We start from the raw sequence: 14,572 nt of genomic DNA on the forward strand, positions 1-14,572 counted from the left end.
TCAGCGGTCTATATCGTGCCGCTTGGTGCGGCTCTGTGTTTGCTCCGGCTGCTCGGCTTTCAGCGCAATATCGACGCACTTGCGTATCTTCTGAAGCTCGGCAACTTCGGCGCGGGTAGCTTTCAGTTTGGTGTAGTCAGTATCTCTCTGCTCTTTGAGGTCGGCGTATTCCTGTTTCCATTTGGAGATAGGCAGCGTCTTTGTATCCGTCAGATTTGCATGGAGATAGCGGCTTGCTGCGTTCCATAAGGTCAGCTCGGCGCGGTGGGCTTCCTCATACTTATCCCGTTTGTTCGTCCAGCCGTTTTTCAGCTTTTTTAGTTCGGCATGAATGGGCTTATACTGCAAATAATTCTCTCCGTTCTCTATCAGCTTTTGCAGCTCTTTCATGCGCTGCTCGGCGGCTTTCATTCCCTCCCGGATAGAAAAGGCTTCATCACTGACAGAGGAAAGAGAAGCGTCCAACTCGTCAAGTGTAGAGATACCATGCTCCGCAAGATAATTGGCTGCCTGTGATATGGTTTTCAGTTCGTCGGCTGCGTGTTGGTGCTGCCAGCTCTGCGAATACTTCCGGCTCTTTTCCCTCTGAACGCCCAAATACTTCATCAGAAGATTTGCAAGGTTCGGAGATTTTGGCGGTTGTTGTTTTCTTGGGGAAGTTTCCCACGCCGCAAGCAGTCCGGCAATCCATTCTTTGAGGTTGCCGATCTGCGCCCGGATTTCCTTTATCAGTCTGTTTGATTTGCGGATAGCCCGGTTCAGTTCGCCTTTCTCGGTGGCTATGCCTTTCTTCTCCATTTGACAGGCGGCTACGCCCATGTGGACAGTAGGTATCTCGTCAATTCCTCTCTCGGCGTTGCTGCGGTGGTCGATACGCTCTGTGCTTCCGGCGCGTTCAAGATAGCTGTTTGAAATATCAGCCACGCTTTGCGCCACAAGAGGGCGTTGCCTTTGTCGTTCCAGCCTGTGAGGTCAACCTTGTGGGTCTTGTATCTGCCATTCGGCAAGCGTATGCGCTCCCCGTTTTCATCAAGGTCATATTCCTTTTTAGACTTCGCCGCCCACGCGCCGCGCTCGTCAAGTGGTCGCATGGTCAGCATGATATGACAATGGGGGTTGCCGCTGTCGGTGTCATGGATAGCAAAATCCACGCACATTCCTTTAGAAACAAATTGAGAGGAACAGTATTCCCGGACAAGCCGTATCTGTTCCTCTCGTGATAATTCTATGGGGAGTGCTGCGTCAATCTCACGCGCAAGCTGGGCGTTCCCGGCTTTCTCATAAAGTTCCACGCTGTTCCATAGGGTAGAACGGTCAGAGAAAGAGGGCGGGGCATGGGGCGGCAGCATGATTTCGGTATGGACAACGCCGCCTTTGCGGGTGTAGTCGTGGGTCATTCCGTCCCACTCGTTTGTCAGCTTTTCGCCGCTTCGGTAGGCGGCTGCGGCAACTGCTGATTTGCCTTTGCCCCGACTGACTATGCTGATGTTACAATGGTAAATGGCTATGGGTATCACCTCCAGTATAGCGGATATAAAACTTGTGGAAAATGAATAGCTTGCGTAGCAAGGTGTTCGGTTTCCGCAAGTACACAAAAGGGTAGACAGCGCAAGCTGTCGCAGGGGAAGTGTAGCGTCCCCTGTCTGCGGCAAAGCCGCCAATCGTAGCGCGGGGTAAAATCCCTGTGCTTAAGATAAAGCCCTCGGCAGAGCGCACACGCCCGTTAGGGTGTATAAGTGCGCCCTTAGTGTCTAAGGGATTTATTCAGCGTTCCCGTTCTCGGCTCGTTTTTTCAGATATTCCCGTACCAGCTCACTCGTCAGTGCAAACCTAAGAAGTGCTGCGGCTTCCTCGTCGCTCATGTTCTTTGCTTCCGGCACAATGCTTTCAAAGACTGCGCCTCGGACAATAAGGCGGTGGCTGCGTGTCCGGCGTTCCTCTTGCGACAGCTTTTGCCGCAGCACCTTTTCCCGGTTCTCAAACTGCCGGATTTTCTTTTTTCCGTCCTCGATTTCGGCTTGCAGTTCCTCGCGGGTTTTCTCTCTTGGCTTTGTCATGGTTGATCGCTCCTTTCTGCTCATAGCATAGAAAAGAGCAGCCGTTTTTGTGTGAAAAAGGCTGCTCTCATTGAATTATTTGGTTTGTATTTATATCGGTAACTACGAAAACTTATTGACTTATGCTTTCTAAAGGGAAAGTAACACTCCAATTTCCTTCGATATGTGTATCGCTCGTAACAAAATATCCATATACTTTATATTGGGTTAAATCAACATCTGACAAATCATAAACATATTCCACATACCGTTCTTGATGTTCACTATCAGTAGAAAATGCAATATTTGCGATACAGTGGATTTCCTCTCCTTTGTCATTTTTGAAATAGATATAGCCATGATTATCCGTTTCTAAACTATCCTCGTACTTGACTTGTATATGCAATTTCCCATCCACATATCCCATGGCTGTAATATCTACCTCAGCAATAGGGGAACACAGAATACCTGTTGTTTTCAATGCCTGAAAATTGTTTTCCATTTCATTGTAGTTTGTTCCCCCACCACCCCAAATTTGAGTCGGGGTAATTGTTTTTGGTGTAGCACTAATTTGGGTCAAATCCAAATCTGTCAATATCGCATCATATTCCTGCTTATTGCTCAGCATTTCTCGGACACAAAAAGTAATTTTCTCACCAATAATGTCTTTTTCATTCCATTGTGATATAGAAATTAGGAAAGTGGCGGTTTTTGTTTCGGTGTCATAGCTTATATTTTCACACGAACTGCTACAATCAAAAGGTGTATTGATACTAAAGCTATCAAACAAATCTGTCGTTTCATCAATTCTATCTCCGTCAATATCTTGTACGGAAATAAAAATCTTTGCTTCGCTACCCTCAACATAAGCCGAAATTACTTCAAACTTAATCCCATTATCCTCGCAGGACATACTAACAGGCTTTAACTTTTGGGCAATTGCCGGAGATACCTTGTAGAGTAGATTATAAGCTGGTCCAAAATCTGCTGCCGCTAATGCTGGAACAGACATGGTAAAAACAAGGAGCAAACTGGCTACCATAGCTCCCCATTTAATCCAAATGGGCTTCTTGACCTTTTTCTTATAGTTAAGGGCTTCGTCAATGTATTTGTTGTCAAGCTCGCTCATAGCGTCGGAAAACTTCTTTGCGTTCATATAAAGACCTCTCTTTCAATTAAATATTGTTTCATCTTTTCGCGGATACGGGTCAGCCGGACAGAGACATTTTTCTCTGAAAGCCCCACAACCTCGGCTATGTCTTTGTAGCTGTCAGAAAACCAATAGCGGCGCATGAAAATAACGCGGTTTTCAGTAGTCAGCGTATCTAAAAAACTTTCAATGATACGGGCTAATTCTTTAGCTTCAATTTCTGCTTCTACTGTGTGAGTATCTGCTACATAGGTTTCAATTTCCTCCAAAGCAATCGTGTAATGGCTGCTTCGTTTGGCTGCTTCCTTTCTCCAATAAATTTTGATTGAAATGTTCCGAACGATTTTCAGAACATAGGATAAAAGTGGGTTAGGTCGTGCAGGGGGAATAGTGTTCCATACACCTAAATAAGCGTCGTTTACACATTCCTCTGCGTTCTGCCTACTTCCTACGATATGATAGGAAAGATTGTGGCAGACTGTTCCGTATTTTATATCCAACTCCCGTATGCCTTGTTCTGAACGTTCAAAAAACATTTCTATGATTTTTTCATCCTCTATCATTGCACCGCCTCCTCTCCGGCTTCACCTATATACTACGGTTTTAACGACGAATACTACATCAAATCTCAAACTTTTTCAAAAAATTATACCACACTTCGCGTGAGATTGCTTGCGTTAGCTTTCGCCGCTTCGCTGGCGGCTCTCCGGCGTTGCTCATTGTATGGGGCGGTCAGACGGAAAGAGAAACGCCCCTTTGCAATATCAAACTCCATGCAGCCTGTTTCGTGGTCTGTGTCGGTCTGGTAGCACTCGTCGGGGTACTGCTCGGCATAAGCGGCAAGCCGCTTTTTGAGGTTGGTGTTGTGGGTGCGGATATGGATAAGGGGGTCTTTCTCGTCAAACCATATATCGGTGGTCTTTTCCTGTTTGGTAAGCCCTGTTCTCATGCAAGCTCCTTTCTGCGTCCCTGTTACGCAATAGGGGTGTTTTTCGGGTGTTTTCCTCGGCTCTTGACTTGGGGAAAACTGCGTTTTTGACGATAAAAACCGCCCAAACGGGGAATGTATCGTCGGGGCGGCTGTTATCGCAAGATTTCTGTTTTTTCCGGCTCTTGACCGTCAGACGCAGAAAAACGCAGACTGTCGGCAAGTATCGTTTTCAGCAGCTTGTCGGAGAATGTTTCTGTGGCGTTGTGGTTAAAAAACAGCTCCGCAACAATGGTCTGCCCGTTTCTCTGTGTCGTGATAACTCCGTCCGGTTTGGTCGGCGGGGTGGGTGTTCCTTTCTTTTCTGTCAATAGGTTACTCCTTTCTCCGGGCGTAAAAAAGGGACTTCCCGTAGTTCGGAAAATCCCTCTATGATGTTGCTATTCTGTTTTATGGTGCGGACAGTGCGGCGGCAGCCTGCGCCTTTTTCTTCGCCCGATATTCCCGCGCTTTGATACGGTCGTACTCCCGCCTCTTTTCAAGATTTCTCGCCCGGTATTCTCTTGAATAGTTGCGGTGGTAGGCGCGGCTCTTTTCCTTTCTTGCTTCTTCGATTTCCTCACGCATTTGCCGGATTTCCTGCTCTGTCGGCTCTGCAAGCTGTGTCAGTTCATTTTCAAATCTGCCGATATGGTTAAAATATATCCCGATATGCTGAATAGCCTGTTTCGCCCTTTTCTTGTCACGCTCATGCACTTCAATCCGGCTGATAAACTCGTTGAGGATAGTCGGGGTAAGGTCGGTAAAGTCAGCGTAACGGTCTATCAGCTTTACAAACTTCTGCGCCCGTCCTCCCGCGTTCTCAAAAGCGGATAGCTGTTCCCTAAGCTGTTCAAGCTCGGCTTTCAGTGAGTAGTATTCTTCGGAATACTTCTGCGACATCTGCTCATAGCGGTCTTGTGGGATAGTACCCAGCGCGTTGTCCTCATAAAGTTTATTCAGCACCTTGTCAATCTGTTCAAGGCGCGTCGTGATTTGCGGGATACGCTTCTGCTGTTTCTTTGTCTTGTCGGTCTGCTGCATGGCAAGGCTCTTTTTCACTAAGGCTTCAAACTCTGCCCGGTTGCTGATAGAGTATTCCGCGATTTTTTTCAGCACATCTGCGACGGTCTGCATAAGCAGATCCGCGTCCATGATGTGCGGGGAGCTGCACTTGGGATTTTTGGCTTTTCCCTTGTGGTACTCGCTGCAATAGGCAACATGGCGCTTGCCGCCGTTTCGGTAATCTATGCGAATGTGCATTTTTGCACCGCAGTCTTTACAGAAAAGCAAGCCGGACAGAGGGTGGATTTCTCCGTCCCCGTTGGGGCGTTTGACAGGTGCGTTTTCCAAAATCCGCTGCACATTTTCAAAGTCGGTGCGGTCAATAATCGGCTCATGCACATTTTCTGTGATGTGCCACTGGCTTCTGTCTACATAGTGGTTTCGCTTATCCCGGAAATGCTTTGTGGTCTTGAAGTTGACTACATCGCCGCAATACTCCTGCCGCGTGAGGATATGGGTCAGCGTGGCTTTGTTCCACTTGTAACGGTTATCCTCGTTGAGCGTCTTATTTTTACAAGTTCCCCGCCCGCGGTCTTTCATGTAGAAAGTGGGGGTTGGGATTTGCTCCTGTGTCAGATATACGGCGATTTGGTTTCGGTTTTTCCCGTCCAAAAACAGACGGAAAATAAGGCGTACAACCTCGGCGGCTTCCTCGTCGATTATCCAAAAATCCTTGTTGTCCGGGGCTTTGATATAGCCGTAAGGGGCTTCGGTGGCAATCGGCTTTCCACTCATGCCTTTGGTCTTAATGCCCGTTTTCACTTTCTTGCTGATGTCCTTTGCGTACCACTCCGACATGATATTGATAAAGGGGGCAAACTCTAATGTGTCGGGGTTTTCGCTGTCTATACCGTTGTTGACTGCGATAAAGCGTACATTGTTCCGTCTGAAAATCTCCATAGCGTTGCCAACTTGGAGATAGTCGCGCCCCCAGCGGGTAAGGTCTTTCATAATGCAGACACCGATTTTGCCGCTTTCCACATCTTCAATCATGCGGGAATAAGCGGAACGGTCAAAGAACCTGCCGCTTTCGTCGTCGTCAATGTAGTGGCGGATATTGGTTAGGTGCTGTCCTTTGGCGTAGTTCTCTAAAAAGATTTTTTGGTTCTGTATGCTGTTGCTCTCGCCGCCGTCCCTGTCTTCGTCGCCTACGGAAAGGCGGGAGTAAAGGGCTGTGATTTTATTGTAATTGCTCATGTGCATATCCTCCTGCGTCCATAAAGTCGTTGTTTACAGTTAAGATTATGCACTCCAACGTGCAGAGCCGTACTCCATGCCCTTACGGTATTTCTTTGCGTTCTTGCCTTTCACATAGACCGCAAGCCGGATAACGACAGCCCCGACAATGCCGATAAGCAAGTCCATAGGGGCGAAACTCGGCAGGGCATTTGAAAAGGCGGCAGAAAAGCCGCTGCCAATGGAAAGCAGCTTGCCGGAGAGGTCAGCCCCCGGAGAGAGCCGCACCGCCTGTCCGACTTTATCAAAGAGATACACAAAGAGCAGATAGGGGGCGTTTAGGATAAGCAGCTTCTTGATATTCGGCTTCATAGCGATACCTCCCTGTCCTTGTGTTTTGTCTTTTGACGGTTCGCATTAAGCTGCTTTGCTGCGTCCCGGAATGTGGCAAGTGCCTTTCGGATAGAGGGCTTTTGCTCCTGTGTCAGCTTCTTTGCGGAAAACTCCTTAAAGGCTGCGGTCAGAGCGTCCGCGTCCCGCCCCTTGAAAAATACAAGATAACGGGGCGGCGTTTCGGTGCTGTCTTTCTTTAGGGCAAAGTCGATACCGTATTTTTTTGCCGTCTGCTCAAAGGCTTTGATATTGCCCTCGGTTATCTCAATGTTGGAAAGCCCCGCGTTCTGCTTCGCAAGCTGCTTTAGGGTCTGCTTCCCGTGGGGCTGTTTTTCCTGCTGCTTTTTTGCCTGTGCAAGCATGGCTTTGATTGCCTTTTGCAGCATTTCAGCGGTCAGCTTTGCTCCCTTGACAGAGAGCGCAACCACTTTTTCGTTGATTTCATCTTGCAATGTTTACCGTTCCTCCTTTCCCGATAGTGATAGTGTTCTTTTGGGCGTGAAAAAAGGGCGTCCGTTCTTCACGCCGCCCTGTTAAATCCGTACCCGCAGCCCGTTCAAATCCTCGGCGCGGATACCTACAAGATACCAGTTGTCCCCGTACTCAATGCGGGTAGGCTTCCATTTGCCGCCTGTGAATACGTCCATGCACTCGCCGCAATGCAAGCCGCCGTAATAGTCGGCAATATCAAAGCGAATGTCGTAGCGGTCAGCGGTTTCATCAAAAATCAAAGCTCCTGTTTTCTGTGTCATGTGGTAAATCCTCCTTTTTTCGTTTACAGGCTTTCGCCTCATTGTAGGTGTAATAGTCCGGGTCGCCGTACTTCGGCTTTCTCGGTGCAAGTGCGCCGCTTGCCATATCGTGAGCGACAAGGGAAGTATAGTAGCTGTCAATGGTAGACGGGGCATTGAAAAGCACCGCCTTTAGGTACTGCTTGATGTTGCGGATTTTGGTGGTGTTCTCCTGCATACAGTCAAGCACAAAGCGGATATGTTCGCTGTTCAGCTTCATAAACTTTGACTTCACAAGTTCGGCGGGGTAATCGTCCCCGGCAATACGGATTTTCTTTCTTGACGTACAGAGTGTTTCAAGGATAATGTCAACAATCTCATTCAGACGGTCATGGTCAAACTTCATATCCTGCAAGAGAATGTCATACTCGATATTGTCCTTGATGATTTCCTCATACACTCTATAAGCGTCGTTCCTTTCCGTTCTTTTCCTTTCCTGCGGCTGTGCCGTTTCGTCCTCGCCATAAGGCAGAGGGATAGGCGTTTGTTCCAAACGCCCGGAATGGATAGGAATGGAATGGGTAATTGATAAATCCGTATTTGATTTTTCTTTTTTTGGTAAGTTAGTTCTTGATATATCTTTATTTATTTGCGTTGGATTTTCCGACGTCGGATTATCCGTTGTCGGATTTTCCAATATCGGGTTAGCCGCTGTTGGATTTTCCAATATCGGATAATCCAATCCCGGCGGCTGCGGCTGCTCGTAAATGGTGTACTCGATAGCGGTCATTTTTCCTTTCTCGTCGCGCCCCTGCCGCCTTGTGATATATCCGGCTTTTTCAAGCTCCCAAATGGCGGTACGGATAGCGTCGATACTTTCCCGGTTGATGTAGGACAGCCCCGCAAGGGTATAGTCCCAATTTTCGGGAAGTGACAGCATTTGAGAAAGCAGCCCCTTTGCCTTTAGGGTAAGCTCCTTGTTGCGTAAGTGGTGGTTGCTCATTACGGTGTAGCCCGTTGTCCTTTCCACGCGGAAAACTGCCATAGCTTCATCACTCCTTTGCTGTGGATTTGTTACGCAGTAGAACGGCGATTTTGAGGGAAAAGGTATAAATCCCTTACCGCACGAAAAACGCGCCCGCAAAACCGCATAAATCAAGGCTTTTTCTGCTCCTACTGCGTAACATGAGGGCATAAAAATAGCGGCGTTCCTGTTCTCCCGGTGTGGGAGTAAGAAACGCCGCCTGTGCGGGTCTGTATTTAATTGTCGTCGGCGATTATGTCCTGCATGACTTCGCCAAAGTCAGCCGTAAGGGAAAACAGGAAGTATTCCAATACGTCGGGGTCTGCGCCCATAGGCTCGGCTTCCTCAGAAAAGGGCAAGCCCATAAGCCCGTACAGCAGCTTGACAACCTTAAAAAGTTTTTCCCTGTCTGCGGGGGTGTTCATGGTTACAAATACGTCCGTCAAGCGGTTAATGGTTTCCATGTCGCCGCCTGTCGTTACCCATACCATTTCCGCGAACGGCTGCGTGATTGCTCCGGCTACAAGGTTGATTTTATCCTTGTTGATTTCGCCGGACGGGAGTATAATACCCTTGTCTAAAAGTACGTTTTTCATGTCGTCCTCCTTCATTTTCGGTGCTGCGCTTGACGCTTTTTTGCCGCCCGCGCTTACAAAACGAGATTATGTGGAGATACGGCAAGATAAATGACGATATGCGGAAAACCTTGATTTTAAGCCATTTTCGCAAGGTTTTATAAACATTTGCGAGGACTTATAAAAGGTTTTGCGTCTATCAAATCAATAAAAAATGCACGGATTTTATGAAAAATACAGCTATACGCAGCGCATTAGTATCTACCAATTCTGTGTCACAAGGTGAAAGCGTTGCGAATTTGTGGAAGCCTTTATTTGAGGAAGGAGTTCATATTGATTTTGCTTATCATACATTTAGATGGGATAGTGAGGCAAAAATTAAAGCCCATGTTCATTGTGTAATCATTGGATTTAGCATTGCTGTGAATACGAAACAGAAGAAATTATTTACAGAGGAGAGGTACCAAGCTGTTAAAAATATCAATGGTTATCTGCTTGATGCTGAGGATATTTTTGTTGAAAGTAGAAATAAACCGCTTTGTAATGTCCCAGAAATAGGCATTGGAAATAAGCCGATAGATGGTGGATTTTATCTATTTGAAAAAGAAGAAATGGAGGATTTTATAAAAAAGGAACCTGGATCAAAAAAATATTTTCGACCTTGGTATGGATCCAGAGAATTTATAAATCAAGCACCACGATATTGTTTATGGCTTGGAGAGTGTAGCCCAGCTGAACTTAGAAAAATGCCTTTGTGCATGGATAGAATTAATAAGGTAAGGGAGTATCGTCTTGCCAGCCCAAGTGCAGGTACAATAAAATTAGCTGAAAGACCGACGCGTTTTCATGTTGAAAATATGCCAAAAGGAAACTATATTGTTGTCCCAGAGGTTTCGTCGCAAAGACGAAGATATATCCCGATAGGATTTTTTACACCGGAAATTTTTTACAGCAATCTTGTAAAAATCATTCCGGACGCTACATTATATCACTTTGGAATACTTACCTCAAATGTACATATGGCCTGGATGCGTGTTGTATGCGGAAGATTAAAAAGCGATTATCGATATTCAAAAGATATCGTTTATAATAATTTCCCATGGCCATTACCAACGGAGCAACAGAAGCAGAAAATTGAGCAGACAGCGCAGGCTATTCTTGACGCACGTGCCATCTATCCTGATAGCAGTCTCGCAGATCTATACGACGAACTAACCATGCCCTCAGAACTTCGAAAGGCACATCAACAGAATGATAAGGCAGTAATGCAGGATTACGGCTTTGATATTAGGACTACTACGGAAAGCAGTTGCGTAGCTGAACTAATGAAAATGTATCAGGAATTAACAGAAAAAGAAAATGCCAGAGGTAGAAAATGACCAGAGAGGAAGTGTTCGATTATTGCCGCCAGCAATACAAAACTGAACCGGATTATCCATGGAAAGATTACAATGCCGTGTTGAGGCACTCGGATAATAATAAGTGGTATGGTCTGGTTATGACAGTATCTTTCTATCGCTCACCGGACGACCATCCAGAAGCAGTTCGTTGTGGAATTTTAACTGCCGATCACCAAATTTTCCGTAGGGAACGATGGACAGTTTTAAAGATTTTGCGTGTAAAAAGTGAGAGCAGTCCACTGTTTCTTCGATGCGATAATCCCTTAGTTTTAAGCCATTTTTTCGTGTATCAGGAGACGGAGCCGGATATGCGCTTGGGTGCTGCGTCAATTGGGATTATGACTGATGACAATTATAACATCTTTGAGGACGGTATTGATTTGATGGTAGGTGGTCGCATGATGCCTGTACCTGCTTATCCGGAGTATGAGCACAATCCAGAGCTGCTTGAAGATATGGAAAAGATTAAGTATGTGTTGGATGGAGGAAACCTGTCTTACCGGCCATCACCGCATCGTTTTATTCGCACCAATAGACCATCGACTTATGCTATGGATGAGATGATAGAAGAAGCAAAGCAAGGGCTGAGAAGAGAATTTCCAAAACATGGGAAAAGGACAGAATATACTGTTGATTGGCTGGAAGTACGGCGGAAAGCATTAGAACTCTATAAGCAGATTTATGGCAGAAAAGGCGTTGCCGGTATGGTGTATTTTGATCCAGATTTAGTGAGCGTGGAAACAGCAGAATGTAAAAACGGCTGGGAAGTGCCAGTAGGAAAGAAAAATTGTGTGAAGCTGTTATGCTTTGAAGAGCAGCAAAGTACGGCGGAAGACCTCATTTGTACCGATCCAGCTGAGGCAAAAGGGTATGTTCGCTTTGCATCTGGATATTGTACGGATCTGGATAAACAAGTGAAACAATGGAAGAGAGAATACGGAACAGACGAGCCGATGGAGATAGTCCGTGATATCTATAAAGAAACCCCTCATGTGCATCGGGCTTACCGGGAGATACTTGGTCAGCACGCAGTTTTTCGGATGGAGGGGCAGATTGATGATTATATGGATATGGTCAAAGATAAGCTGGCAAGCTCCGCACCGGACATTGAGATTGGTGCTAAGACGCAGAGAATAGAAAAACGAGGAAAAAGTTACAGTCGATAAGTATTTATATAGAACAGAAAGGCAGGATTTTGGTCCTGCCTTTTTCATATCTGTCAGTGGTTGCAAACAAAGTCCGCCACTTCTTTGTTGAATTTATCTGCTTCGTCCCAGAAAAGCATATGCCCGGAATCCTCGAAGAATACAGTCTTGGCTCCCGGAATGTTTTCGCCAACCCAGGCACTACCATGCCAGTCGAAAATGTTACTCTTTTTGGCAACACAGACAAGGGTAGGCAGGTTGATGTGCGGGATAAAGTCGCGCCAATCCAAATTTGTATGATCACGCATAATTTCAATGCGTGCATAAGGCGGGCACTTATTGGCTTCGGCTGCCAGCATCTTGGCATCTTCTGGATCCGGTGTATGATTTAAGCATCCAGTGATCAGTCCAGCTGCAGAGCCTTCTGGATCCGCTTGAATTCCACAGCACAATCTGATAAATGACTCAACATCATAGCAACCTTTCTGTCCCCATTGCCAATCAGGTCCGATATACTGAGCAGGAGACTGGTCCACGCAAATCAGTCCGCTTAGTCTATCGTTTCCAAAAAGTTCGATGTAGCTCCACCAAATTGATGCGCCCATGGACCAGCCAAGTCCAGTAACATCTTTGATATCCAGATAGTCCAGCAGATTCTTCACATCCATGGCATACCGAGAAATTCTATGGCTGTGCAGAACTTTTTCGGACTCTCCGTGTGCGCGAAGATCCATGGTGATCACCTTACAGGATTTTGCCAGTTCATCAACATTCTTTTTCCAGAATTTTGTCGAGCATGTCCAGCCCGGCAGCATCAGCAGCGGTCTTCCTTCTCCTTTAATGTCATAATAGATTTCCACGTTGTCATTTGTTTTAAATGTGCTCATATAGTAAACCCTCCTTTACCATAAGCAAACGCTACAATTCAGCTACCATCATTGTATCACAATTAATACAAACCAGAACGAAAGAATCTATTAAATTTACTAATCACCTACAAAAATATAGTATTTTACCTATACCGAAATTTCAGTAAATCAATGTAAAAATGAATATTTTACATTGAATCACTTCAAACTCCCCAAATCGATTTATTTTCTATCCCATTCTCCATCATATATATTAGAAAGGATGGTGTATAACTATGGCAGAAAGATTATATTAAAAGGATGGTTCTCTGCAAGGCTCAAACTTCAACAAGGAGATGCAGAGGACATTGAAAATGGAACTGGTTTTATCCGTGAAGAAGAGAAGGGTTTGGACTTTTCTGCTACACTTGGTGATGATTTCAAAATTGCAAAAGACAAAGAGACACAAAAAGAGTGTGTTGAAATCAAGTTGCAGGGCACTTAGTTGCTGCTTAGGAACAGATACTTTTGAATACACAATAAAAACAATCAAAAAAGCAATCGTAAAAAAAATACGATTGCTTTTTTGCGTATTTCTGCATATAATATATTCAATAAGACAGAAATGGAGGCGATTGGTATGCGTGAAACAAGAATATTAGAGTTCAAGGAAACAATCACGAACACATTTTTAAAAACAGTCAGTGCCTTTTCAAATTATGACGGAGGAACCGTCCTTTTTGGTATAGATGATGATGGAAATATAAAAGGTTTGCCGGATGTAAAGCAAGCATGTTTGGATATTGAAAACAAAATCAATGACAGCATTACACCGCAGCCGGACTATACGCTTGAGATAAAGAATAATGACCAGACGATAAAACTTACTGTGAAAAGCGGACTTCAGAAGCCATATCTATATAAATCGAAAGCATACAAGCGGAATGATACAGCAACGATAGAAGTAGACACTCTGGAGTTTTCAAGGCTCGTACTGGATGGGAAAAATATTCGATTTGAAGAATTGCCTTGCAAAGATCAGGAACTGTCTTTTGAAATTTTACATCGTAAACTGAAAGAAACTGTCCGGATTGAAAATTTTGACAAGGACACGCTGAAGACATTGAACCTGTATAACGATGGAAATGGATTCAATAATGCAGCAGGGCTTTTGGCAGATAAAAATCATTTTCCCGGAATTGATATTGTCAAATTCGGAGAAAACATCAGCATCATTCAAAAGAGATCAACCTTTGAAAATGTATCGGTTTTAGAGGTATATGAAAAGGCAATCGAGGTATTCAGAGACTATTATCAATACGAAGTAATACAAGGTGCTGATCGAAAGAAGATGGAGAAAATACCGGAAGCAGCTTTCCGAGAAGCAATCGCCAATGCTCTGATTCATAGGGTATGGGATGTGGATTCGCAAATCAGAGTTTCGATGTTCGATGATCGAATCGAAATTGTTTCTCCTGGTGGGTTGCCGTCTGGAATAACGGAAGAAGAATATTTGGCAGGAAAACTTTCTGTGTTAAGAAATAGAAATCTTGCCAATGTATTTTACAGATTAGGATTCGTAGAGATATTCGGAACGGGAATCACAAGAATAAAACAACTGTATGCAGAAGGCTTGATAAAACCGGATTTTGAAGTTTCAGAAAATGCCATAAAAATTGTACTTCCGATATTTGAAAAAAATGCTGATTTAACGGAAGACGAAATAGTGATTTATAAGCTTTTGAGCAAGACGATGCTGAAGCCAATCAGCGAAGTTGCACCGTATGTTCCTTTTGGCAAATCAAAGACAACAAAGCTACTGAAAGAAATGTGTCAAAAGGGCGTGATTACAGTGGAAGGCAAAGGCAAAGGCACAAAATATATCATTAGTTAAGATTTAACGTAACACTGCAAGAATTCTCCCATCCTCTTCAGGTGGTGGGATGAATTGCTTGCTTTTGATTCCTGATATGCAATAACTGGCATGATTCGATAGTGCACATATCTGTGCTGGCAGAAAAAGAACATACATTCGATAAGAATATAGACATATAGAGCAATA

At 45.0% G+C, this 14,572-nt stretch carries 17 protein-coding genes and 1 pseudogene; 4 read left to right on the forward strand and 14 right to left on the reverse strand.

The features are described from left to right. The 13 genes and pseudogenes from DXA97_RS22345 to DXA97_RS15065 form a co-directional block, all read right to left on the reverse strand. Positions 1–924 carry a MobA/MobL family protein gene (locus DXA97_RS22345; protein ID WP_347561642.1) on the reverse strand — a complete coding sequence of 308 codons (924 nt, stop codon included), beginning with the start codon at positions 922–924 and terminating at the stop codon, positions 1–3. Beyond that, a complete protein-coding gene (gene mobQ, locus DXA97_RS22350) occupies positions 810–1,517 on the reverse strand; it encodes a MobQ family relaxase (RefSeq protein WP_347561643.1) in 708 nt (235 codons plus the stop codon). The genes DXA97_RS22345 and mobQ overlap by 115 nt, the downstream gene beginning before the upstream one ends. 243 nt (positions 1,518–1,760) lie before the next feature. After that, positions 1,761–2,057 carry a DUF3847 domain-containing protein gene (locus DXA97_RS15015; protein ID WP_117628576.1) on the reverse strand — a complete coding sequence of 99 codons (297 nt, stop codon included), beginning with the start codon at positions 2,055–2,057 and terminating at the stop codon, positions 1,761–1,763. Between the two features lie 112 nt (positions 2,058–2,169). Beyond that, positions 2,170–3,192: a DUF4179 domain-containing protein gene (locus DXA97_RS15020; protein ID WP_055304257.1), complete on the reverse strand. Its 1,023-nt coding sequence runs from the start codon at positions 3,190–3,192 to the stop codon at positions 2,170–2,172. Beyond that, positions 3,189–3,749, reverse strand: coding sequence for an RNA polymerase sigma factor (locus DXA97_RS15025; protein WP_055304255.1), 561 nt, complete (start codon positions 3,747–3,749; stop codon positions 3,189–3,191). The genes DXA97_RS15020 and DXA97_RS15025 overlap by 4 nt, the downstream gene beginning before the upstream one ends. Before the next feature lie 83 nt (positions 3,750–3,832). After that, on the reverse strand, positions 3,833–4,135 hold the full coding sequence (locus DXA97_RS15030) for a hypothetical protein (RefSeq protein ID WP_055304253.1): 303 nt from the start codon (positions 4,133–4,135) through the stop codon (positions 3,833–3,835). A 134-nt stretch (positions 4,136–4,269) separates the two neighbouring features. Then, the gene (locus DXA97_RS15035) at positions 4,270–4,485 is read right to left on the reverse strand and encodes a transposon-encoded TnpW family protein (protein ID WP_055304251.1); all 216 of its coding nucleotides are present in this window, start codon (positions 4,483–4,485) and stop codon (positions 4,270–4,272) included. 79 nt (positions 4,486–4,564) lie between these two features. After that, the gene (locus DXA97_RS15040) at positions 4,565–6,415 is read right to left on the reverse strand and encodes a recombinase family protein (protein ID WP_055304249.1); all 1,851 of its coding nucleotides are present in this window, start codon (positions 6,413–6,415) and stop codon (positions 4,565–4,567) included. Positions 6,416–6,469: 54 nt separating this feature from the next. Next, positions 6,470–6,766, reverse strand: a pseudogene (locus tag DXA97_RS15045) (type IV secretory system conjugative DNA transfer family protein); the annotation flags it as partial. Next, entirely contained in the window at positions 6,763–7,239 is a 477-nt protein-coding gene (locus tag DXA97_RS15050) for a PcfB family protein (protein WP_117853068.1), read from the reverse strand. The gene DXA97_RS15050 and the pseudogene DXA97_RS15045, both read right to left, overlap by 4 nt. Before the next feature lie 81 nt (positions 7,240–7,320). Continuing rightward, positions 7,321–7,539 (reverse strand): DUF5348 domain-containing protein, encoded by a 219-nt coding sequence (locus DXA97_RS15055; RefSeq protein WP_118235264.1) that lies wholly within the window; start codon positions 7,537–7,539, stop codon positions 7,321–7,323. After that, the gene (locus DXA97_RS15060; RefSeq protein ID WP_118720951.1) at positions 7,508–8,563 is read right to left on the reverse strand and encodes a DUF6017 domain-containing protein; all 1,056 of its coding nucleotides are present in this window, start codon (positions 8,561–8,563) and stop codon (positions 7,508–7,510) included. The genes DXA97_RS15055 and DXA97_RS15060 overlap by 32 nt, the downstream gene beginning before the upstream one ends. A 215-nt stretch (positions 8,564–8,778) precedes the next feature. Beyond that, on the reverse strand, positions 8,779–9,138 hold the full coding sequence (locus DXA97_RS15065) for a hypothetical protein (protein ID WP_118235262.1): 360 nt from the start codon (positions 9,136–9,138) through the stop codon (positions 8,779–8,781). 182 nt (positions 9,139–9,320) lie between these two features. On the opposite strand from DXA97_RS15065, the gene DXA97_RS15070 reads away from it, so the two are divergent. After that, complete coding sequence (locus tag DXA97_RS15070; protein WP_347561644.1) at positions 9,321–10,496, forward strand: type IIL restriction-modification enzyme MmeI; 1,176 nt, start codon at positions 9,321–9,323, stop codon at positions 10,494–10,496. Continuing rightward, the gene (locus DXA97_RS21115) at positions 10,493–11,683 is read left to right on the forward strand and encodes a hypothetical protein (RefSeq protein WP_243032225.1); all 1,191 of its coding nucleotides are present in this window, start codon (positions 10,493–10,495) and stop codon (positions 11,681–11,683) included. The genes DXA97_RS15070 and DXA97_RS21115 overlap by 4 nt, the downstream gene beginning before the upstream one ends. Positions 11,684–11,736: 53 nt before the next feature. On the opposite strand, the gene DXA97_RS15080 is transcribed toward DXA97_RS21115, so the two are convergent. Further along, on the reverse strand, positions 11,737–12,549 hold the full coding sequence (locus DXA97_RS15080; protein WP_118720953.1) for an alpha/beta hydrolase: 813 nt from the start codon (positions 12,547–12,549) through the stop codon (positions 11,737–11,739). 175 nt (positions 12,550–12,724) lie between these two features. Here DXA97_RS15080 and DXA97_RS15085 point away from each other — a divergent pair, with 175 nt between their 5' ends. Further along, complete coding sequence (locus DXA97_RS15085; RefSeq protein WP_147355580.1) at positions 12,725–13,015, forward strand: hypothetical protein; 291 nt, start codon at positions 12,725–12,727, stop codon at positions 13,013–13,015. Positions 13,016–13,150: 135 nt separating this feature from the next. Then, a complete protein-coding gene (locus DXA97_RS15090) occupies positions 13,151–14,404 on the forward strand; it encodes an ATP-binding protein (protein WP_118720955.1) in 1,254 nt (417 codons plus the stop codon). Positions 14,405–14,572 lie beyond the last annotated feature (168 nt).

The organism is Clostridium sp. OF09-36, assembly GCF_003481985.1.
Classification (GTDB): domain Bacteria; phylum Bacillota; class Clostridia; order Lachnospirales; family Lachnospiraceae; genus Brotaphodocola.